The sequence below is a fragment of the Rhodococcus sp. 06-470-2 genome (assembly GCF_002258235.1).
In the GTDB taxonomy this organism is placed as follows: Bacteria; Actinomycetota; Actinomycetes; order Mycobacteriales; family Mycobacteriaceae; genus Rhodococcoides.
Map to the genome: position 1 here is coordinate 310,027 of NZ_NOYB01000038.1, position 18,956 is coordinate 328,982.

Consider the following 18,956-nt stretch of genomic DNA (forward strand, 5'->3'; position numbering starts at 1 on the left):
GGCCCCACGTGCGCGAGCCGTCCCGCTTCAGTGATGCAGCGCGGCGGCGATCTCTCGGTAGGTCTCGAGCGGATCGGCCATGTCGGGCAGCGAGTGCAGTGTCACGTGCGAAGCACCTGCATCGATGTGCTCGTTCAACCGTGCTGCGATCGCGTCGGCGGTACCGTGCGCCACCAACGCGTCGATCAGTCGGTCGCTGCCGCCGTCGCCGATCTCATCGTCGGAGTAGCCGAGTCGGTTCAGATTGTTGGTGTAGTTGCGCAGGTGCAGGTAAGGGTTGTTGACCGGTGGTCGGCCGATCGAGCGTGCCTGCTCCGGATCCGACTCGAGGACCACCTTGTGTTCGGGTGCCAGAATCTTGTTCGGTCCGAGCGCCTGGCGTGCTTCACGGGTGTGCTCGGGGGTGGTCAGGTACGGATGCGCACCTGCGGTGCGGTCGGCCGCAAGCGCGAGCACCTTCGGTCCGAGCGCAGCGAGAACGCGTCGCTCCACCGGGACTCCGGCCTCGTCGAGAGCGTCGAGGTAGGCGACAAGAGCGTCGTACGGCTTGGTGTATTCCTGCGTCGCCTCCGGATGGCCTGCGCCGATTCCGAGGACGAATCGGCCCGGGTGCTTGCTCTCCAACCGGTGATACGACGCGGCGACGTCGGCCGCTGCGTCCGACCAGATGTTGACGATGCCGGTGGCGACGACGACCGTCTCGGTGGCGTCGAGGATCTCCTCGCTGGTGGTCAGGTCCGCGGGCGGCGAGCCGCCGAGCCAGATCGTCCCGTAGCCGAAGGATTCGATCGCCCGGGACAGTTCGGGTGTGAACGCCGAGTGCAGTCGCCAGACGCCGTACTTGCCGAGTTCAGGTGTGGAAGTCATGTTCGAAGTCAACGCGGCAGAGTCACGAAGATTCCGCTGCCGGTCACTCGTCCGGTTCGATGATCCTATTCTCCGGGAACCGAGCAGGCGGCGGGCCGAAGGCATCGCGGGCATTCTTGATGACACCTTTGCCGACTGCGCGGTTGCCTGCGCCGCCGATCGCCGCACCGATGCCTGCGGGAAGCATCTTGCCGACCAGAAGCGCGCTGCGCTTGGCCAGGTATTTGGTGATGAACTTCTTCACCAGCGACTTGTTCATGCTGGTCATCGAGCCGCCCGGGATGCGGGAGGTGATCAGCGGCCCCCAGTTCTTCGCCGTCTTGCCGACCGTCCGTTGCACGATCTGCATACCCGACTCGCCCAGCGCAACCGAGAGCACCAGGGCGCGTCGTTGCTGGTGGTTCTCGACGGGGATGCCGTGTACGGCGGCCACCGACAGTGTCAGCAGTGCGGAGGACTCGATGAAGAAGGCAGTTTCGGCACCCACCGCTGCGAGCGAGGCGACGGTCCCGACGCCGGGGATCGCCGCGGCACCGCCCACCGCGGAACCGCTGCCGGTGACCGCGAGCAGAAACCGCTTCTCCAGCCGTTCGATGATCTGCGCGGGGGTGTCGTACGGGTGTGCTCGACGCACGTGCGCGACGTACTTGTCGACGGCGGGTCCCTGGAGGCGGCTGGCGTTGTCGAGGATGTTGACCAGCGCGCGTTCGAGCTTGCCTCCACCCCCGACCTCGACCTGTGCGTCGTCCTTCTTACCTGCCATGGGTCCTCTTCTCGCCGTCCGCGGTGGTGCCCACCCGGAGACCACTGTAGATATCGACTTCTGTTACCCCGCTTCGCGCTGTTCTACGCTGAGCCGTATGACGGTGGGCGCAGTCTCCGAGGGTTTGCGCTGGTTGCCTTCTGCGCGGCTGCGTTCGTCGGTGCGTCCGTACGACGGGTATTGCCTGCGGGGACACGCCCCCGGGGAGCACGTCGGGATGCCCAGTCCGTATCTGACTCTGATCGTGGCAATCGAGCCCGAGGTGGTAGTTCGCGGTGTGCCGCATCGCGGTGACGGCTCGTTCGAAACCCTCGTCGGTGGGATCTCCTCGACGCCGGTGACGATCGTGCACGACGGCAATCAGTACGGGATTCAGCTTTCGCTCACCCCGCAGGGATCTCGGACGTTGCTCGGTGTTCCGTCCGCCGACTTGGGTGACTGGATCGTACGGCTGGACGACCTGCTGGGGTCCGACGCTGTCGAGATGCGTGAGCGGGTCTGCGCCGCGGCGACGTGGTCCGCACGCTTCGATGTCGTCGATGAGATCCTGGTGCGTAGGTTGATCGGCCAAGAGATCGATCCGCGGTTGGGCTGGGCGTGGGATACGCTCACGGGCGAACCCGCCTCGCGGGTTGCCGACGTCGCACGCGAAATCGGCTGGAGCACAAGACACTTGATCTCGAAATTCACTGCGGAGTATGGCGTGTCGCCGAAAGTGGCCGCCAGAATCGCCAGGTTTCATCGCTCCCATCAGCTACTACGCCGGCCGATCGTGCAGAGTATGGCGGTCGTCGCCGCCGACTGCGGGTACTACGACCAATCGCACATGAACCGCGACTGGCGCGCGATGGCAGGTATGGCACCTTCGGTGTGGCGCGAGAGAGAAGTGTTCGCATTCGTACAAGACCACGTCATCGAGCGCGGGCACGATGACAGTCATGACTGAAACGCGAACTACCGTGTGGCCGTGCCTGCGTTACGACGATGCTCGTACCGCCATTCGCTTCCTCGTCGATGTTGTCGGGTTCACCGAAGCCGCCGTCCACGGCGAAGGTGACCGTGTCGATCATGCAGAACTGCGCTGGCCGGAAGGCGGGGGCGTCATGCTCGGCAGTGTCCGTGCCGACGGTGCGCTCACCGGTCTGCCGGCCGGCGTCGGTTGTGCCTACGTCGTCACCGATCGCCCCGACGAGATCCATGCACGTGTCGTGGCGGCCGGCGTCACGATTACGCAGCCCTTGCGGGACGAGGACTACGGGAGTCGCGGCTTCACGTGTCGCGACGCCGAAGGCGTCCACTGGTCGTTCGGAACCTACGCGGGGACCCAGTGATCGGCCGGAACGAGCTCGTCAGGCTTGGGCGGCGGGGGAGCGGTTCCGTCGCCGAACGGTGATCCTCCCAGGGATTCGCGGCCGTGGGGTTCGAGCCACCCTGCCAGGTCCGGGCCCTTGGGCACGATCCCCGTCGGGTTGATGTCGGTGTGCACCTCGTAGTAGTGCCGCTTGATGTGGTCGAAGTCGACCGTGTCGCCGAATCCGGGCGTCTGGAACAGATCGCGTGCGTAGTTCCACAGCACCGGCATTTCGCTGAGCTTGCTGCGATTGCACTTGAAGTGGCCGTGGTAGACGGGATCGAAGCGTACGAGGGTGGTGAACAGGCGCACGTCGGCTTCGGTGATGTGCTCGCCGACGAGGTAGCGCTGGGTGGACAGGCGTTCGACGAGCCAGTCGAGGCGCGTGAACAAGCGGTCGTAGGCCTTTTCGTACGCCTCCTGCGAGCCGGCGAATCCACAGCGGTAGACGCCGTTGTTGACGTCTCGGAACACCAGATCGGCGACCTCGTCGATCTCGGCGCGCAGCGCTTCCGGGTACAGATCGGGGGCACCGTCGCGGTGGTACTGCGTCCATTCGGTCGACAGGTCCAGGGTGATCTGCGGGTAGTCGTTGGTGACGACCTCGCCGGTGGGAACGTCGACGATGGCGGGGACGGTGATGCCGCGCTCGTAGTCCGGGAAGCGAGCGAAGTAGGCGTCCTGCAACCTCGGGATCTGCAGAACGGAGTCGACGCCGCCTGGCTCTTCCTGGAAGTTCCAGCTGCGCGGGTCGTGGGTCGGCCCCGGAATGCCAAGGGACAGCACGTCTTCCAGCCCGAGGAGGCGACGCACGATGATGGACCGATGCGCCCACGGGCAGGCGCGTGCGGCGATCAGTCGATACCGACCGGGTTCCACCGGATAGCCGTCTCGGCCGTCCGCGGTGATTCGCGTCGGAATGTAATTGGTGTCGCGCGTGAATTCCTTGCCCGGTTCCACGTAGGCGGCATCGTCTGCCATTGTGTTCACTCCTCGCATCGATCGGTCCCCGACGACGCTACCCAGTCCGGAGGTACCTCAACCGTGATCGCCGCGAAGCACCGCGGTGTGACGGACGCCGATCTCCACGTAGCCCAGCCGCGCGGCGAGGCGTCGAGCACTGGCGTTCTCCGGTCGCGATCGCCATTGCGGAATCAGGCCGTCGTCGATGGCGTCGTTGGTCGCCAGCCTGCCGACCACCTGGGCGTGGCCTCGTCGGCGATGGTTCGCGTCCGTCAGGACACGCATGTCGGCCAGGATCAGCTGCTGCTCCGAGTAGCCGGCCGACGCGAGGGAGTGCGCCGAGTCCGCAGGCCTGTCGTCGCCGAGCAGAGTGAACCAGTGCCGTGAGACCGGCTCGTCGAACGCCTCGGCGACGTCGGCTTCACTGCAGTGCGCAGCCAGGTTGCGCGCATGCTCCGCTTCGTGGGAGATCAGCGGGTCGTGTACGTCGATGGTGTGGCCGATGTCCGACCCGTAGGCCACGGTGTGTGTGCCGATGTCATAGCGCTCGGATCGGTCACCCAACAGCGCCGAGATCCAGGTGCGGTCGGTACCGGCATGGCCGGTGAGTGTGCGCGAGGCGTCCACCGCCCAGGACGGACCGGAGATCAGGGTGGTCTCGGCCAGTCGCAGGACGGTGATGTCCTCGGTGGCACCGACATGTTCGACGCGGTCGGAGTCGGTGTCGAGGGCTCGATCGTCCATCTGCAGCTGTCGACACCACGCCAACCGGACGATGTCGAGTCGGTGGCGATCGAACGGACCCGCGTCGGGCAGAGGGGAATTCACGCTCGAAACATTAGCCACAGGGCCGCAGGGCTCCATTTCGGTTTCACCGTCCCAAAGCAATCTTTCGAACTTTTTCGCCCCCGGTGTTTCGCTCAGCGCCGATAGATGGCAGACTCGGATTTGAGATTAGAGCTTCGACGTGAAGATCTAGCTCGCTTACAGAAGGTTTACAGAATGACGCAGGGCAGTGTGAAGTGGTTCAACGGCGAAAAGGGCTTCGGCTTCATCGAGCAGGATGGTGGCGGACCGGACGTTTTCGTTCATTACTCGGAGATTCAGGGTAGCGGCTTCAAGTCGCTCGACGAGGGCCAGCGCGTGGAGTTCGAGGTGGGCCAGGGTCAGAAGGGCCCCCAGGCTACCGGCGTCCGCGCCATCTGATTCAAGCTTCGTAACCCGACTTCTCCTGGTGGAGTGAGCTTCTCGAAGTAAATCCCACCAGAAATTCGGTGACAAGGCCGGATACACGGAAGAGATTCCGAGTATCCGGCCTTCGTCTGTCGAAAGGGACATCGACCTCGGTCGATGTCCCTTCTGCATTTCCAGGACATCATGTGCCGTATGTCCGATTGATCCCCAGGTCGGAGCATTGTCCTGGTTGCAGTCGGCCTTCCCGCGAGCTTATATTCCAGTTGGAATAATTCGACTGGGGTATCGGGAGGGAGTGCGATGCGAGGGGCGGCAGTGAACCCGCTGGGCGTATCGGTCCTGGCACTGCTCTCGGAAGGTGCCATGCATCCCTACGAGATGTACCAACTGCTGCTGGAGCGTAAGGAAGATCGAATCGTCAAGGTTCGACCGGGGTCGCTGTACCACGCCGTTGCGCGACTCCACGGGCAGGAACTGGTCGCCGAGGTCGGAACGGACCGCGGCGGCAACCGACCCGAGCGCACCACCTACGAGATCACGCCCGCCGGCCGACGCGTTCTCCTGGACAGGCTCACCGAGATCCTCCGCACCCCGGTGCGTGAGTATCCGCAGTTCACCCTCGGTCTGTCCGAGATGCACAACCTACCGGCGTCCCAGGCGATCGCCCTGCTCCGTGCACGAATCGAAGACCTGTCGCTCGAGATCGAGGAACTGTCCGGTTACCAGCGCCTGGCAGCAGAACGCAAGGTGTCCGAAATCTACTGGGCCGGAATCGATTACACGTACCACATGTTGTCCGCCGAAGTGAATTGGTTGACGAGCTACATCGATCGCGTCGACAGCGGCGCGTTGCCGTGGCCGCACGAGATTTCCGCACACCACACGACCCTGACGGATCGGGACTAGGAGAACAGTATGAACGCCGTCGAGACCGCTCCGCCGCAGAAGGCGATCGAACCCTGGCCCGCCCTGTGGGCACTGTGCCTCGGCTTCTTCATGATTCTGGTCGACACCACCATCGTGGCAGTCGCTCAGCCGGCCATCCTCGCGGGCCTGAACACCGACATCAACAACGTCATCTGGGTCACCAGCGCGTATCTGCTGGCCTACGCCGTGCCGTTGCTCGTCACCGGACGACTCGGTGACAAGTTCGGTCCCAGAAACCTCTACATCGCCGGTCTGGTCGTGTTCACCCTCGCGTCGGCGTGGTGCGGGCTGTCCGGATCCATCGAGATGCTCATCGCTGCGCGTGCCGTGCAGGGTCTCGGCGCTGCGATGATCACCCCGCAGACGATGGCCGTGATCACCCGGGTGTTCCCCGCCGAGAAGCGCGGAACGGCCATGGGAGCGTGGGGTGCCGTCGCGGGGGTGGCGACACTCGTCGGTCCGATCCTCGGCGGCGTCCTGGTCGACTCACTCGGCTGGGAGTGGATCTTCTTCATCAATCTGCCGGTCGGTGTAGTTGCAATTGCGTTGGCGCTCAAGTTCGTTCCGGTGTTGCCCACCAACGACCACAAGTTCGATCTGCTCGGTGTCGCACTCAGTGCCGTCGGACTGTTCTGCATCGTCTTCGGTATTCAGGAAGGGCAGAAGTACGACTGGGGGACAGGTATCTGGATCCTGATCGGTGTCGGATTACTCGTCTTCGCCGGGTTCGTCTACTGGCAGTCGGTGAACAAGAGCGAACCGCTGGTCCCGTTGGCGCTCTTCCGTGATCGTAACTTCTCGCTCTCCAATATCGGCATCGCCGCAATGGGTTTCGCGATGTCCGGCATGATGTTGCCGATCATGTTCTACGCACAGAGCGTCACCGGGCTCACCCCGACCCGATCGGCACTACTGTTCGTGCCGATGGCACTGCTGACCGGCATTCTGGCACCCAACGTCGGCAAGCTCGTCGACAGGACACATCCGCGCTACATCGCCGGTTCGGGATTGTTCATCCTGGCCGCATCACTGCTGTGGTTCGCGTACGAGATGACACCCACCACGGCGATCTGGAAGCTGCTGCTCCCCGTCGCCGCAATGGGCGTGGCCAACGCGTTGATCTGGTCTCCGCTGGCGGCCACGGCAACTCGTAATCTTCCGATGAGTCAGGCCGGCGCAGGCTCGGGCATCTACAACACCACCCGCATGATCGGCTCCGTGCTCGGTAGTGCGGGCATCGGCGCGCTCATCCAGTCTCGCCTGGCCGCCGAACTGCCCACCGGTGGATCTGCCTCGGGGGCAAACGAATTCGCCGGCCGGGTGCCCGAGATGCTGCGTGACGGTTTCACGACCGCCATGGCCCAGTCTCTGATCCTGCCCGCCGCGGTGTTGATCGTCGGCATGATCGCGGTCTGCTTCTACGCTCGGCCGGCGTTCAAGTAAGTGCTTGCGGCAGTGGTGCGTTTGGGTCCCCCATGCGGCACTTATCCGCACCGCTGCGCGAAGCGCACTACAGGCCCAGATCGCGGCCGATCAGTTCCTTCATGATTTCGTTCGATCCGGCCCAGATCTTCGTCACGCGAGCGTCTTTCCATGCGCGGGCGGCGCGGTACTCGTTCATGAAGCCGTAGCCACCGTGCAACTGGACGCAGTGGTCGAGAATCTCGTTCTGTACCTGCGAGCTCCACCACTTCGCCTTGGCGGCGTCGATCGCCGTCAGCTCACCGATGCCGTGCGCGGCGATGCAGTTGTCGATATAGGCCTGTGCCACATCCAGTTTGGTGACGAGCTCGGCGAGCAGGAACTTGTTCCACTGGAGCGAACCTATCTGCTGGCCGAAGGCCTTGCGGTCCTTGGCGTACTGCAGCGTCTCCTCGAGGATCGGGCGCACGTGTCCGAGGTTGGCGACCGAGCAGCTGATGCGTTCCTGGGGGAGCAGCTGCATCATGTGGATGAAGCCGCCGTCGAACTCGCCGATCATGTTCGAGCTCGGGACCCGAACGTTCTCGAAGAACAGCTCGGCCGTATCGGACTCGGGCTGACCGACCTTGTCGAGCTTGCGGCCACGGGAGAATCCTTCGGTGCCGTTCTCGACGGCGAAGAGCGTGATGCCCTTGGCCTTCTTCTCCGGCGTGGTGCGGGTGGCGACGATGACGAGGTCCGCGGAGTTGCCGTTGGTGATGAAGGTCTTCGAACCGTTGATGATGAAGTCGTCGCCGTCCTTGACGGCGGTGGTCTTGAGCGCAGCGAGATCCGAGCCGCCGGACGGCTCGGTCATCGCGATCGCGGTGAGGATCTCGCCGCTGCAGAAGCCGGGCAGCCAGCGCTTCTTCTGCTCCTCGGTGGTGAGCTTGACCAGGTAGGGAGCGACGATGTCCACGTGAATTCCGAAGCACGACGCCACCGCGGCACTCGAGCGGGCGAGTTCCTCGGCGAGGACGGCGTTGAATCGGTAGTCCTCGGCTCCGCTGCCGCCGTATTCCTCGGGCACTTCGAGGCCCAGGAATCCGTTGCGACCTGCTTCGAGCCAGATCTCGCGGTCGATGTATCGCTGTTCGACGAGCTTTTCCTCGACCGGTGTGATGGTGCGGGTGACGAACTCGCGCACCGACGCACGGAAGTCCTCGTGATCGGCCTCGAACAGGCTGCGCTTCATCTATCTGTTCCTCTCGGTAACGGTGACTTACCTGCGCACAATACTCGTTGGTAACAACCGTCCGAGACCGGTGTGGCACTATGCGAACCATGGCTGACGCACCCACTTCGCTCGTTCGATCCACCACCGCGGCAGGCGCCGAGGTCGCCGTCCTCACCTTCGACCACGGCCCGCTCAACCTGTTCGATCAGGCCATGTTCGACGCGGTGGCAGCGAACGTTGCCGACCTCGTCGCGCGGCCCCCTCGTGCGGTGCTGCTTCGCGCCGAGGGCAAGGTCAACTCCGCAGGTGTCGACGTCCATGTGTTCGAGGGCCTGTCCGCCGCACAGGGTGCCGATCTGTGGCGGGGTCTGTTCGCACAGATTGCTCATCCGCTCGAGGCGCTGCCCTGCCCGGTGATCTACGCCGCGCACGGTTTGACGCTCACCGCCGCGTTCGAGATCTCGCTGGCCTGCGACATCATTCTCGCCGGTCCCAAGGCCAAGTTCGGTCTGGTCGAGACCGTCGTCGGGTTGACGCCGTCGATGGGTGGCCCGCAGCGCCTCGCCGAGCGGGCCGGTTCGGGTCGGGCTCGTGAGCTCGTCATGACCGGTGACCTGTACGACGCGCAGACGCTGAAGGAGTGGGGCGTGGTCAATCAGGTTCACGACGACGTCGATGCCGCGGCGCTCGCGCTGACGCATCGACTGGCGGACGGCCCCACGGTCGCCCATGCGGCGACGAAACAGATTGTGGCAGCGTGGCGTTCGGGCGGTGTGGCCCATGCGGACGAGGTCACCTCGGAGGTCTCCGGTGCCCTGTTCGAAACAGAGGATCTGCGGGGTGCGGTGAAGAGCTTCCTCGAGGTCGGTCCGGGTAAGGCGACGTACACGGGCAAGTAGCATCGGGTGAGTGAGTACTGATCAGCTGGCCGAACTGCACCTGCACATCGAGGGGTCACTCGAACCTCCGTTGATATTCGAGCTGGCGGAGCGTAACGGATTGTCGTTGCCGTACAGCGACATCGACGAACTGCGGGCGAAGTACGAGTTCACCGACCTGCAGTCGTTCCTGGATCTGTACTACGCCAACATGGCCGTGTTGCGCACTGCCGAGGATTTTGCCGATCTCGCTCGGGCCTACTTTCGCCGCACGGCGCAGGCCGGGGTGACACACGCGGAGATCTTCTTCGATCCGCAGGCGCACACCGAGCGCGGCGTCCCCCTCGAGGCCGTCGTCGACGGATTGGCGGACGCGTGCGCCTCCAGCGAGCGCGAGTTCGGCGTCACCAGTGGGCTGATTGCGTCGATCCTGCGGGACAAGCCGGTGCTGCACGCCAACCAGCTACTCGACGATCTGTTGGCGATGCAGGCCCCCATCATCGGGCTCGGTCTCGATTCCGCCGAGGTGGGCTATCCGCCGTCACTGTTCGTCGACGTGTTCGCCAAGGCGCGCGCCGAGGGACTGCACGTCGTCGCGCATGCGGGCGAAGAAGGGCCGCCGGATTACATCTGGCAGGCACTGGATCTGCTGAAGGTCGAGCGCATCGACCACGGAGTGCGATGCCTCGAAGACGAAGCACTGGTCGATCGTCTTGTCGAGGAACAGATTCCGCTCACCGTCTGCCCGCTCTCCAACGTTCGGCTCAAGGTGATCGACACCGTCGACCAGCTGCCGTTGCGGCAGATGCTCGAGCGCGGCCTGTCGGTGTCGATCAACTCCGACGACCCCGCCTACTTCGGCGGCTACGTCGACGACAACTTCGCAGCCCTCGAAGCGGGAATGGGTCTCACCACGGCCGAGCGAAAGCAGCTGGCCGAGAACTCGATTCGCGCGAGCTTCGCGACTGTCTAGATCAGCGCGACTGTCCGGATCAGGTCGCCGTCACCGAGATCCGCGGGTAGCCGGTGGCACCATCGGGAACGGTGTCGGCGGTCTTGTTGGTCTGCAGCTCTCCGGCCGAGTTGGTGGCCCGGGCACGGATCGCATGCTGCCCGGCAGGCAGGTCCAGCTCGACTGTCCACTGCCGCCAGGTGTCCTTGGAGTACTCCTCGGACAGTGTGGCCGGCACCCAGTTGCCCTCGTCCACTTGCACTTCGACGGCGTCGATACCGGTGTGCTGATCCCAGGCGACGCCGGCGATGACCGTCTTCCCCGTGGGCACGGAACTGCCCGATCGCGGGGTGTCGATTCGCGAGGCCGTCTTGATCGGCCCGAGCGCGCCCCAACCGCGGTCGGTCCAGTATGCCGTCGCGCGGTCGAAGCGGGTGATCTCGATGTCGGTGACCCACTTGGTCGCCGAGACGTAGCCGTACAGACCGGGTACGACGAGCCTCGCCGGGTAGCCGTGTTCGACGGGCAGCGGTGCGCCGTTCATTCCGACGGCCAGCAGCGCGTCGCGGCCGTCGAGCAGCACTTCGAGGGGAGTGCCCGCGGTGAAGGCGTCACTGCTCGACGACAGTGCCATGTCGGCGTCGGGGGTGAGGCCTGCTTCTTCGAGAATGTCCTTGAGCGGGTAGCCGATCCACGTCGCGTTGCCCACGAGGTCGCCGCCGACGATGTTGGAGACACACGTAAGGGTGACCGTCTTCTCCACGGCCTGGCGCTGCGCCAGGTCGGCGAACGTCAGCTCGATCTCGCGGTCCACCATGCCGTGGATCCGCAACGACCACGTATCCGACGCCACCCGCGGCACGACCAGCGCGGTGTCGATGCGGTAGAAGTCGTCGTTCGGGGTGATGTACGACGCGAGGCCGTCGATCTTCAGGTCCGCCGCGGCCGGGATCGGGGGTTGCGGAGTGGGCGTGGGCAGCATGAAGCCGAGTCGATCCGCGGTGACGGCGCGGGCGGAGGTCAGCATCCGGCCGGCTGTCCCGGCAACGACGCCGAGTACCGCGGCACCGGCGGCGAGGGTCAGGAAGCTACGTCGGTTCATGCCTTCGGTCGCAGGGGCGGCGGCACCGATGAGGGAGTGCAGCACGACGATGCCCACGATGACGCCGCCGATGGTCGGGACTGCGTAGAGCGCGGTGGCGTCGGGTCGAGTCACTGCCGCGAGTACGCTTACAATGCCCAGTGCGGCGAACACCACGGCACCGATCGGCTTGCGGGCGATTCCTGCCGCCGCGGCGATCGCGCCGATCACCACGGCCATGCCGACGAACAGGGCGAGCTTGTCGGAGGTGCCGAAGGTGTCGATGGCCCATTCACGGATCGGGGCCGGACTGTTGTCGACGGCCGAGGACCCGACGGCGGTCAGTGGTGACGAGTTGGGTCCGATGGGCACGGCGATCAATTCGCCGACACCGAGGACGACTCCGGCGGCGACGATGCCGGACAGCGCGCGTTTTCCTGTGCTCACTCGCTCCAATGTAAGCGAATTCGTGGTGAGCGGTACTTCGTAGCCTGCTACGAATTACCGCTCACGACAGCAGACGCTCGAGGTACTCGCTGCCGAACAACTTCTTCGGGTCCATCGAATCGCGAACACGCAGGAAATCGTCGAAGTGTTCGTAGCAATCGCGCAGCTCGTCGCCGCTGAGGGAGTGCAGTTTGCCCCAGTGCGGCCTGCCACCGACGCTGCGGCAGATGGCTTCGACGGCGTCGAAGTACTCGCGGTGATCGCGGCGGTGGTACTGGTGGACGGCGACGTAGGCCGTGGGGCGTCCGGATGCGGTGGAGAGCCAGATGTCGTCGCCCGCGGCGAAGCGCACTTCGACCGGGAACGCGATGGACACCGACGACCGTTCGAGCCATCGATCCACCTCGCGCAGCACCCAACCGATCTCGGATGCGGGTACCGCATATTCCATCTCTACGAACTTGACGGTCCGCGACGACGCGAACACCCGGTACGAGCGGTCGATGTACTCGCGAGCCGACAGTGCCCGAGCCGAGACCGCATTGACCCGAGGAATCAGTGCGGGTACGCGGGTCACCACTCGGTTGAGGCCTTCGAAGACCGTGTTGGACAGCAATTCGTCGTCGATGTAGGAGCGCACCTTTCCCAACGGCTTCAGCACGACGTCACCGGGCAGGCGGGTGTTGCGTTTGGTCAGCACGCGGTCGGTGTGCGGAAACCAGTAGAACTCGAAGTGGTCGACGGCGGCGACGGTGGCGTCGAGTTCGGCGAGCGTTGCCCGCAACGTCGACGGCTCCTCGACGGCCCGCAGGGCGAAGGCCGGAACGCACTCGAGCGTGACTCGGGTGATGACGCCGAGCGCACCGAGCCCGACGCGGGCCGCGTCGAACAGTTCCGCGTTCTCCTCACGAGAGCACTGCACGAGTTCGCCGCCCGCGGTCATCAGTTCCACCGCGCACACCTGGGTGGCGATGCCGCCGAAGCGTCCTCCCGTTCCGTGGGTACCCGTGGAGATGGCTCCCGCGATGGATTGTTCGTCGATGTCGCCGAGGTTGGTCATGGCCAGCCCGAGATCCCACAACCGCGCGGTCAGCTCGCGCAGCCGGGTGCCTGCGAGCACTGTCACCCGGGCCGACCCGTCGTCGTCGTGCACCACGGATTCGATGCCGCGCAGCGAATCGAGGCCGATCTGGACGCCGTCGGTCACCGCGATCGGAGTGAAGGAGTGACCGGCCCCGACGCATCGCACCGTGCGAGATCGTGCGGCGGCACCGGCCAGCACGACGCGCAACTCGTCCACCGACGTGGGCTCGGCGCGGTCCGACGGGAACGCGTGTTGATTGCCTGCCCAGTTCTGCCACGACCCCGCGTTCATTCGATCACTATTGCATTGCTCGTACCGCGCGGAGGCGTGCCTGGATCAATCCGAGGCACAGAACTCGGCCGCGCCCTAGGATCGGGTCATGCAATCGAGGCTGCCCGCTGATGTGCGACGCGCACAACTGGTGCAGTCTGCGATCGAGGTCGCCGAGCGCGTGGGAATCGAGTCCCTGACCGTACGTGCTCTGTCGGAGCATGCCGAGGTCACCAAGGGCATCGTGCAGTACCACTTCGAGACCAAGCAGGATCTGGTGATCGCGATGGGCGAGCACCTCATCGTCGACGTCACCGAGATTCTGCACGCCGCGTTGGACAGTGCCGTGGGTACGCGCGAACTCCCGGGCGTCCGCGGTCTGCGAGAGCTGGTGCACGGCGGTCTGAGCGCGGTGTGGTTGCTGATCGAGAAGTCGCCGGATCGGCAGTTGCTCGCCTACGAGATCAAGACCTATCTCTTGCGTCATCGCGCGCTCGGGTCCGCAACGGCCGCCGAGATCGCCACTGGGCAGTACCGAATCCGAGACTCCGAGGCCCGGTTGTTCTTCGAGAAGTGTTCCGCTCACACCGGGACGCGATGGCTCGAGCCGGTGGCGTCGATCGCGCGTTTCGGAATGGCCACCCTCGACGGGCTGGTGCTGCGGTGGTTGGTCGACGGTGACGATCTCGAGGTGCTGGCGCAGATCGACGACCTGTCGGGGCTGATCGCGGGCAAGGCCGTGGACTGCTGAGACTCGGCGTGGTCGATGTTCGCTGGGACTTCTGGGCTGCGGAGTGTTTGACTGTGTAGGCCTGGCAACGACGACGAAGGAATACGCCGCATGAGCTCGATCGCCGGTGTCGCAACCACCGACACGACACCACTGTCCCGTATCGCCGCTGCCACCGAGGGGATCGAATCACCTTTGGCTGCAGTCGATTCGGCTGCCCTCGATGCCAATGCTGCGGCCCTGCGAGCGCGGGCGAATTCGGTGCCGATCAGGATCGCGAGCAAGTCGGTCAGGTGCCGGGCGGTACTGGATCGGGTGCTCGCGGCCGACGGTGTGAACGGGGTCATGGCCTACTCCCTGCGTGAGGCGATCTGGTTGGCACGCCACGGCGTGGAGGACATCCTGATGGGGTACCCGTCGGTCGATCGCACCGCCCTCGCCGGAGTCGTCAACGATCGTGTGCTGTCGGGACGCATCACGCTGATGGTCGACGACGTCGCACAGCTCGACATCGTGCGCGACGCCACCGACAGCGATCTTCTCAAGCCGCGGATCTGTATCGACGTCGATGCCTCGCTGCGCATCGGGCCGCTGCACATCGGTGTCCGACGTTCGCCGCTGCGCGAACCCGAGCAGGTCGCCGCCTTCGCGCGGGCGGCGCAGGCGCGTGGGTTCCGGGTGGTCGGTCTGATGTTCTACGAGGCGCAGATCGCCGGTGTGCCCGATGCCAATCGTGCGGTGGAATGGATGAAGTCGCTCTCGTCCCGTGAGATCTCCACGCGCAGAACGGCGGTCGTCGAGGCCGTGACTGCGGCAGTCGGTCGGATCGAGATCGTCAACAGTGGCGGTACCGGGTCGATCGACTTCTCGGCGGCCGATCCGGTCGTCACCGAGGTGACCGCCGGGTCGGGCTTGTTCGCGCCGACGCTCTTCGATCGGTATCGCGCGTTCTCGGCCGAGCCCTCGCTGTTCTTCGCACTGCCCGCGGTGCGCAAGCCGACTCCGCAGATCGCGACGCTGTTCGGTGGTGGCTACATCGCGTCGGGTCCGGCGTCGGCGTCGAGGTCGCCGCGGCCGGTCGCGTGGTCGAGAAGGGCCAGAGGAGTGGTGACGTCCGGTCTGAGGTTGCTGCGCAACGAGGGTGCCGGCGAGGTGCAGACTCCCGTGAGCGGAGCAGGGGAGATCCGGATCGGTGATCGCGTCTGGTTCCGCCATGCCAAGGCGGGCGAGCTGTGCGAGCGGTTCGACACCCTGCATCTGGTGCACGCCGACGGGTCCGTCGAGGTAGTCCCCACTTATCGTGGTGAGGGTATGGCGTTCGGCTGAATCCCGTTCTCGCACAGGCCCATGAACGTTCCGAGAGTGACCAGTCCGGCCGGGGTCGACGGCAGGTACCGGGTCAGTGCCCGCGACCGGATCAGTATCGCGGCCCATTGGCCCCGCGAGACCGCGACGTTGAGTCTGTTGCGCGACAACAGGAATCCCATGCCTCGCGGAACGTCCTCGATCGCCGACGCGGCCATCGAGATCAGCACCACCGGTGCCTGGCGTCCCTGGAACTTGTCGACGGTGCCCACCGCGACCTCGTCGAGTCCGGCGGCCGCGAGTCTCTCGATGATGACGGCTACCTGCGCGTTGTAGGCCGCGACGACCAGGAAGTCGCCCTGGTGCATGGGCCGCGCACCCTCGAAGGACTGCGGGTCGCGCCATTGCCGGCCGAGCAGAGTCTGCACACGGGTGACGATCTCGTCGGCTTCCTCCACCGAATCGGTGGAATTGCCGTGGTGGTCGAGGTACACGGTGTGCAGTCCAGGTGCAAGCGACTCCAGCGAACGGGCCTGTGTCACAGCACTGTTGGACTCCAGTTTGCCCTCGTAGGACAGCGCCGACACCGGGGCACACAGATCGGGATGCATCCGCCATGTCGTGGCCAGGAAGTAACCGCGGTCGACGGGCAGCGTCGGGTGACCGCTGGTGATCCAACCCAGAGCCGACTCGTCGACGGGTTCGGGGTGGGTGCCCTGGCTGACCTGTGGCAGTTGCGCCGGGTCGCCGAGCAGCAGAAGATTACGTGCAGACACCGAGACGGCGATGGTGTTGGCCAGCGAGAACTGCCCGGCCTCGTCGATGACCAGGAGGTCGAGCGATTCGGGCGGGATGCGGCCGGGGTTGGAGAAGTCCCAGGCGGTACCGCCGATGACGCAGCCGTCCTCGGCGTCGGTGACGAAGCGGGAGTACTCCGCCGGGTCGACGACGGTGTGGGCTGTCGGTGCCTTCTTGCCCACCCGGCCCGGGTCGACGCCGGCCGCCACGATGGTGTCCAGCACATTGTTGACCACGTGATGCGACTGGCCCACCACGCCGATGCGCCAGCGATGGGCGTCGACCAATTCGGCGATCACCCGGGCAGCGGTGTACGTCTTCCCGGCCCCGGGTGGCCCCTGCACGGCAACGTAGGAGTGATCGAGATCGAGCAGGGCCGCCGTGACCGCCGTCGCGTAATCCCCGGCGCGGACCTCGGGAAGACCTGTGCCGGAACGGGTTCGGGGTGGGGACAGGGTCAGCAGATCGGCGACGGCCGTGCGCGGAAGGTGCGGCAGTGCCGCGCCGACCTCGGCGGCGGCCGCAACGATCGCCTGCTCCAGGTACTTGGTCGCCGGAGGCGGTTCGGGTGCGGTGGCGATGGGGAAGTCGGGGTACTCGTCCACTCCCTTGCGGAGGTTCTCCTGCACCACCACCATGTCGAGGGTGCCCTCGTACCCTGCCTGCACGATCTCGACCGTCGTGGTCGCGCGATGGGTCGGCTGCTGCTTCGGCAGCCCCTCCGGCGCCGGGTCGTCGTAGAGCAGCTTGACCTTCGAGCTCGACAGGACCCCGTTGCTCAGGTGCCCCAGTAGTTTGAGCTGCCGTCGCAGGACGCGTTGATTCGGTGCGGTTTTCATCCAGTCGTGCACCAGTTCGGCGCGCTCGACCTTCAGCACGTCGGCAGCGTCGGCCCACTCGTCCAACGGGTGCGTCAGGCGGTCGAAGTGCGCCCACCAGAACGGCTTTCGTTCGCGTCGGTGATACCCGATGGAACCGGCGAACAGTGCGACGGCCTGTTGCGTCGAGGTGCGCTCCCACGGCAGACCGGCGTACTCGGCGAGTTCGAGCTCGAGCGGGCTGGCGGTGTCCACGGCAGCGTCTTCGAGCTCGAGGTGTTGCGTCGTCCGCGGGTGCACCCCGGCATCCGACGCGCGCGCCAGCAACCAATCCCGCAGTCGCTGAGTCGATTCGCAGTCGGTGCGGTTGTACTCGGCGATCTCGGAGAGCAGTGCCGCGGCCTCGGCGTCCTTGCCCTGATCTCGCAGATCGCACCAGTTCGCGTATTCGACGATCGACGCGGCCGCGTCGGTGACGTCTCCGTCGCGGGCGGCGGGCATGTACAGGGGTTCGAGCTTCTTGATGCTGTAGGACCTGGCTCCGATGCGTACCGCAGATCGCACGATCGGATAGAGGTCGACCAGAACATCGTCCCGCAGTAGGTCGTCGACCGCGTCCTCACCGACGCCGTAGCGTCCGGCGAGGCGCAGCAGCGCGGTCTTCTCGTACGGCGCGTAGTGGTAGACGTGCATGTTCGGGAAGGCCGCGCGACGGGTGGTCACGTAGTCGAGGAAGTCGATCAGGGCGCGTCGTTCCTGCGCGCGATCGTGCGCCCAGAACGGCAGGAAGTCGCCGTCGGCGGTGTGGACACCGAACAGGTACTCGAGTCCCCACTCGGAACTGCCTGCCTCTGCCCACAGGGGATCGCCCTCGAAGTCGAAGAAGATGTCGCCCGGATCGGGCTCGGGAATCACACTGAGGGCGTCGGCGTCGAAGATCTCGAACTCGGCGTCGCCGCTGTGCTCCTGGCGCACCTGGAGCTCGGCTTGAGCTCGCAGGTTGGTCAGTGTGCGCGACGACATGCCCTCTACGGTCCCGGTCGACGCAGCCAGCTCGTCCACCGTGGCGATTCCCGCGTCGAGCAGTCTCTCCCGGGTACTCGCGCGCATCCCGGCGACGAGAACCAGGTCGCGGTGCTGTTCCACCTCGATCGTGCAGGCCTCGCACTGCCCGCAGCCGGAGTAGCGCGGGTCGAACCAGTCGACGACGGTGCCCTCGGCGTGGTGTTCGTCGAGGATGTGTTGCAGGTGTTCCCTGGACTGCCGGTAGACCGGAAGGATCTCAGCGAGCGAGTGGACGGAGTCGCTGCCGTCGCCGAGCATCAGGTGCACCTCGTCGCTCGGAGTGATCCCGCCGGACCGCAGCGCGTCCGCGTAGGCCGCCAACTGCAGCAGTGCCGGAACCTTGGCGTGCCGCGAGAGCTTCGTGTCGTACACCGCGTACCGATCGCCCTCGGCCACCAGAAAGTCGCAGAAACCGAGGAATCGTCCGTCGAAGAAGGTCGCCTGGTAGACCACCGGTGTGCGCGCAGTCAGAGCGGTGAAGGTTGCCCACGCGGCGTCGGCAAGTTCCTGGTCGGTACGCCCCGGTCGATCCATCGTCAGGACTTCGCCGGGGAACCGCCGCTGGAATGTCTCGAGCTGTCGGCGCTCGTGCTCGAATCCCAGTGCGGAGGTGCGGTCGAGCATCGGATCGGGGGTGGCCGTTGCCCGCGGGATCAGTCCGCTCAGCCCGTCGAGTCGGCGCAGCAGTCCGAATTCGCACGACGCTGCCGCGGCGAGGTCGCTGGCGCTGTAGATGACGCGATCGCCGATGAGGAACACGCGCCCACCCTAGTCACCGCCGGGAGCGGCACCGGTCACGTTGCGCGCGGATGCCGTCGCGAGGAG

At 65.5% G+C, this 18,956-nt stretch carries 17 protein-coding genes; 9 read left to right on the forward strand and 8 right to left on the reverse strand.

Translation table 11 applies throughout. From position 1 onward, the window contains the following. Positions 1–27: 27 nt before the first annotated feature. Complete coding sequence (locus CH276_RS22350) at positions 28–867, reverse strand: LLM class F420-dependent oxidoreductase (RefSeq protein ID WP_094629612.1); 840 nt, start codon at positions 865–867, stop codon at positions 28–30. 43 nt (positions 868–910) lie between these two features. After that, a complete protein-coding gene (locus tag CH276_RS22355) occupies positions 911–1,630 on the reverse strand; it encodes a hypothetical protein (RefSeq protein WP_094629613.1) in 720 nt (239 codons plus the stop codon). Between the two features lie 97 nt (positions 1,631–1,727). On the opposite strand from CH276_RS22355, the gene CH276_RS22360 reads away from it, so the two are divergent. Both CH276_RS22360 and CH276_RS22365 read left to right on the forward strand, forming a co-directional pair. Continuing rightward, a complete protein-coding gene (locus CH276_RS22360) occupies positions 1,728–2,576 on the forward strand; it encodes a helix-turn-helix domain-containing protein (RefSeq protein ID WP_176459376.1) in 849 nt (282 codons plus the stop codon). Beyond that, positions 2,560–2,961, forward strand: coding sequence for a VOC family protein (locus tag CH276_RS22365; RefSeq protein ID WP_176459377.1), 402 nt, complete (start codon positions 2,560–2,562; stop codon positions 2,959–2,961). The genes CH276_RS22360 and CH276_RS22365 overlap by 17 nt, the downstream gene beginning before the upstream one ends. Here CH276_RS22365 and CH276_RS22370 read toward each other — a convergent pair. Together CH276_RS22370 and CH276_RS22375 are read right to left on the reverse strand one after the other, a co-directional pair. Further along, positions 2,943–3,962 (reverse strand): glutathione S-transferase family protein, encoded by a 1,020-nt coding sequence (locus CH276_RS22370; protein ID WP_094629616.1) that lies wholly within the window; start codon positions 3,960–3,962, stop codon positions 2,943–2,945. The two genes, CH276_RS22365 and CH276_RS22370, sit on opposite strands and share 19 nt — an antisense overlap. Before the next feature lie 57 nt (positions 3,963–4,019). Continuing rightward, positions 4,020–4,772: a GNAT family N-acetyltransferase gene (locus CH276_RS22375; RefSeq protein WP_094629617.1), complete on the reverse strand. Its 753-nt coding sequence runs from the start codon at positions 4,770–4,772 to the stop codon at positions 4,020–4,022. A gap of 174 nt (positions 4,773–4,946) precedes the next feature. Between CH276_RS22375 and CH276_RS22380 the strand changes: the two genes are divergently transcribed. The 3 genes from CH276_RS22380 (at position 4,947) to CH276_RS22390 (ending at position 7,508) form a co-directional block, all read left to right on the forward strand. Further along, the gene (locus tag CH276_RS22380) at positions 4,947–5,150 is read left to right on the forward strand and encodes a cold-shock protein (protein WP_008714360.1); all 204 of its coding nucleotides are present in this window, start codon (positions 4,947–4,949) and stop codon (positions 5,148–5,150) included. 288 nt (positions 5,151–5,438) lie between these two features. Beyond that, positions 5,439–6,044, forward strand: coding sequence for a PadR family transcriptional regulator (locus CH276_RS22385; RefSeq protein ID WP_032396495.1), 606 nt, complete (start codon positions 5,439–5,441; stop codon positions 6,042–6,044). A 9-nt stretch (positions 6,045–6,053) separates the two neighbouring features. Continuing rightward, the gene (locus CH276_RS22390) at positions 6,054–7,508 is read left to right on the forward strand and encodes a DHA2 family efflux MFS transporter permease subunit (protein ID WP_094629618.1); all 1,455 of its coding nucleotides are present in this window, start codon (positions 6,054–6,056) and stop codon (positions 7,506–7,508) included. Positions 7,509–7,575: 67 nt separating this feature from the next. On the opposite strand, the gene CH276_RS22395 is transcribed toward CH276_RS22390, so the two are convergent. Continuing rightward, positions 7,576–8,721: an acyl-CoA dehydrogenase family protein gene (locus CH276_RS22395; protein ID WP_032396497.1), complete on the reverse strand. Its 1,146-nt coding sequence runs from the start codon at positions 8,719–8,721 to the stop codon at positions 7,576–7,578. Between the two features lie 89 nt (positions 8,722–8,810). Between CH276_RS22395 and CH276_RS22400 the strand changes: the two genes are divergently transcribed. After that, positions 8,811–9,602, forward strand: a complete 792-nt coding sequence (locus tag CH276_RS22400; protein WP_045201077.1) for an enoyl-CoA hydratase/isomerase family protein — start codon at positions 8,811–8,813, stop codon at positions 9,600–9,602. Positions 9,603–9,612: 10 nt separating this feature from the next. Further along, positions 9,613–10,554 (forward strand): adenosine deaminase, encoded by a 942-nt coding sequence (locus CH276_RS22405; protein ID WP_094629619.1) that lies wholly within the window; start codon positions 9,613–9,615, stop codon positions 10,552–10,554. A gap of 19 nt (positions 10,555–10,573) precedes the next feature. Here CH276_RS22405 and CH276_RS22410 read toward each other — a convergent pair whose 3' ends face one another. Then, positions 10,574–12,061, reverse strand: a complete 1,488-nt coding sequence (locus CH276_RS22410) for a molybdopterin-dependent oxidoreductase (protein WP_094629620.1) — start codon at positions 12,059–12,061, stop codon at positions 10,574–10,576. A gap of 61 nt (positions 12,062–12,122) precedes the next feature. After that, positions 12,123–13,436, reverse strand: coding sequence for a D-arabinono-1,4-lactone oxidase (locus tag CH276_RS22415; RefSeq protein WP_094629621.1), 1,314 nt, complete (start codon positions 13,434–13,436; stop codon positions 12,123–12,125). 88 nt (positions 13,437–13,524) lie between these two features. Between CH276_RS22415 and CH276_RS22420 the strand changes: the two genes are divergently transcribed. Together CH276_RS22420 and CH276_RS22425 are read left to right on the forward strand one after the other, a co-directional pair. Next, positions 13,525–14,166, forward strand: a complete 642-nt coding sequence (locus CH276_RS22420) for a TetR/AcrR family transcriptional regulator (RefSeq protein WP_032396501.1) — start codon at positions 13,525–13,527, stop codon at positions 14,164–14,166. Positions 14,167–14,256: 90 nt separating this feature from the next. Then, a complete protein-coding gene (locus CH276_RS22425; RefSeq protein WP_094629622.1) occupies positions 14,257–15,471 on the forward strand; it encodes an alanine racemase in 1,215 nt (404 codons plus the stop codon). On the opposite strand, the gene CH276_RS22430 is transcribed toward CH276_RS22425, so the two are convergent. Continuing rightward, positions 15,441–18,890: a TM0106 family RecB-like putative nuclease gene (locus CH276_RS22430; protein WP_094629623.1), complete on the reverse strand. Its 3,450-nt coding sequence runs from the start codon at positions 18,888–18,890 to the stop codon at positions 15,441–15,443. The two genes, CH276_RS22425 and CH276_RS22430, sit on opposite strands and share 31 nt — an antisense overlap. Between the last annotated feature and the right edge of the window lie 66 nt (positions 18,891–18,956).

What these genes read in the sequence shown, in the direction of transcription:
- CH276_RS22380 (WP_008714360.1), top strand. Translation starts at nt 4,947, where the DNA reads ATGACGCAGGGCAGTGTGAAGTGGTTCAACGGCGAAAAGGGCTTCGGC.
- CH276_RS22370 (WP_094629616.1), bottom strand. Translation starts at nt 3,962, where the DNA reads ATGGCAGACGATGCCGCCTACGTGGAACCGGGCAAGGAATTCACGCGC.
- CH276_RS22355 (WP_094629613.1), bottom strand. Translation starts at nt 1,630, where the DNA reads ATGGCAGGTAAGAAGGACGACGCACAGGTCGAGGTCGGGGGTGGAGGC.
- CH276_RS22390 (WP_094629618.1), top strand. Translation starts at nt 6,054, where the DNA reads ATGAACGCCGTCGAGACCGCTCCGCCGCAGAAGGCGATCGAACCCTGG.
- CH276_RS22350 (WP_094629612.1), bottom strand. Translation starts at nt 867, where the DNA reads ATGACTTCCACACCTGAACTCGGCAAGTACGGCGTCTGGCGACTGCAC.
- CH276_RS22425 (WP_094629622.1), top strand. Translation starts at nt 14,257, where the DNA reads ATGAGCTCGATCGCCGGTGTCGCAACCACCGACACGACACCACTGTCC.
- CH276_RS22400 (WP_045201077.1), top strand. Translation starts at nt 8,811, where the DNA reads ATGGCTGACGCACCCACTTCGCTCGTTCGATCCACCACCGCGGCAGGC.
- CH276_RS22420 (WP_032396501.1), top strand. Translation starts at nt 13,525, where the DNA reads ATGCAATCGAGGCTGCCCGCTGATGTGCGACGCGCACAACTGGTGCAG.
- CH276_RS22385 (WP_032396495.1), top strand. Translation starts at nt 5,439, where the DNA reads ATGCGAGGGGCGGCAGTGAACCCGCTGGGCGTATCGGTCCTGGCACTG.
- CH276_RS22415 (WP_094629621.1), bottom strand. Translation starts at nt 13,436, where the DNA reads ATGAACGCGGGGTCGTGGCAGAACTGGGCAGGCAATCAACACGCGTTC.
- CH276_RS22365 (WP_176459377.1), top strand. Translation starts at nt 2,560, where the DNA reads ATGACAGTCATGACTGAAACGCGAACTACCGTGTGGCCGTGCCTGCGT.
- CH276_RS22395 (WP_032396497.1), bottom strand. Translation starts at nt 8,721, where the DNA reads ATGAAGCGCAGCCTGTTCGAGGCCGATCACGAGGACTTCCGTGCGTCG.
- CH276_RS22360 (WP_176459376.1), top strand. Translation starts at nt 1,728, where the DNA reads ATGACGGTGGGCGCAGTCTCCGAGGGTTTGCGCTGGTTGCCTTCTGCG.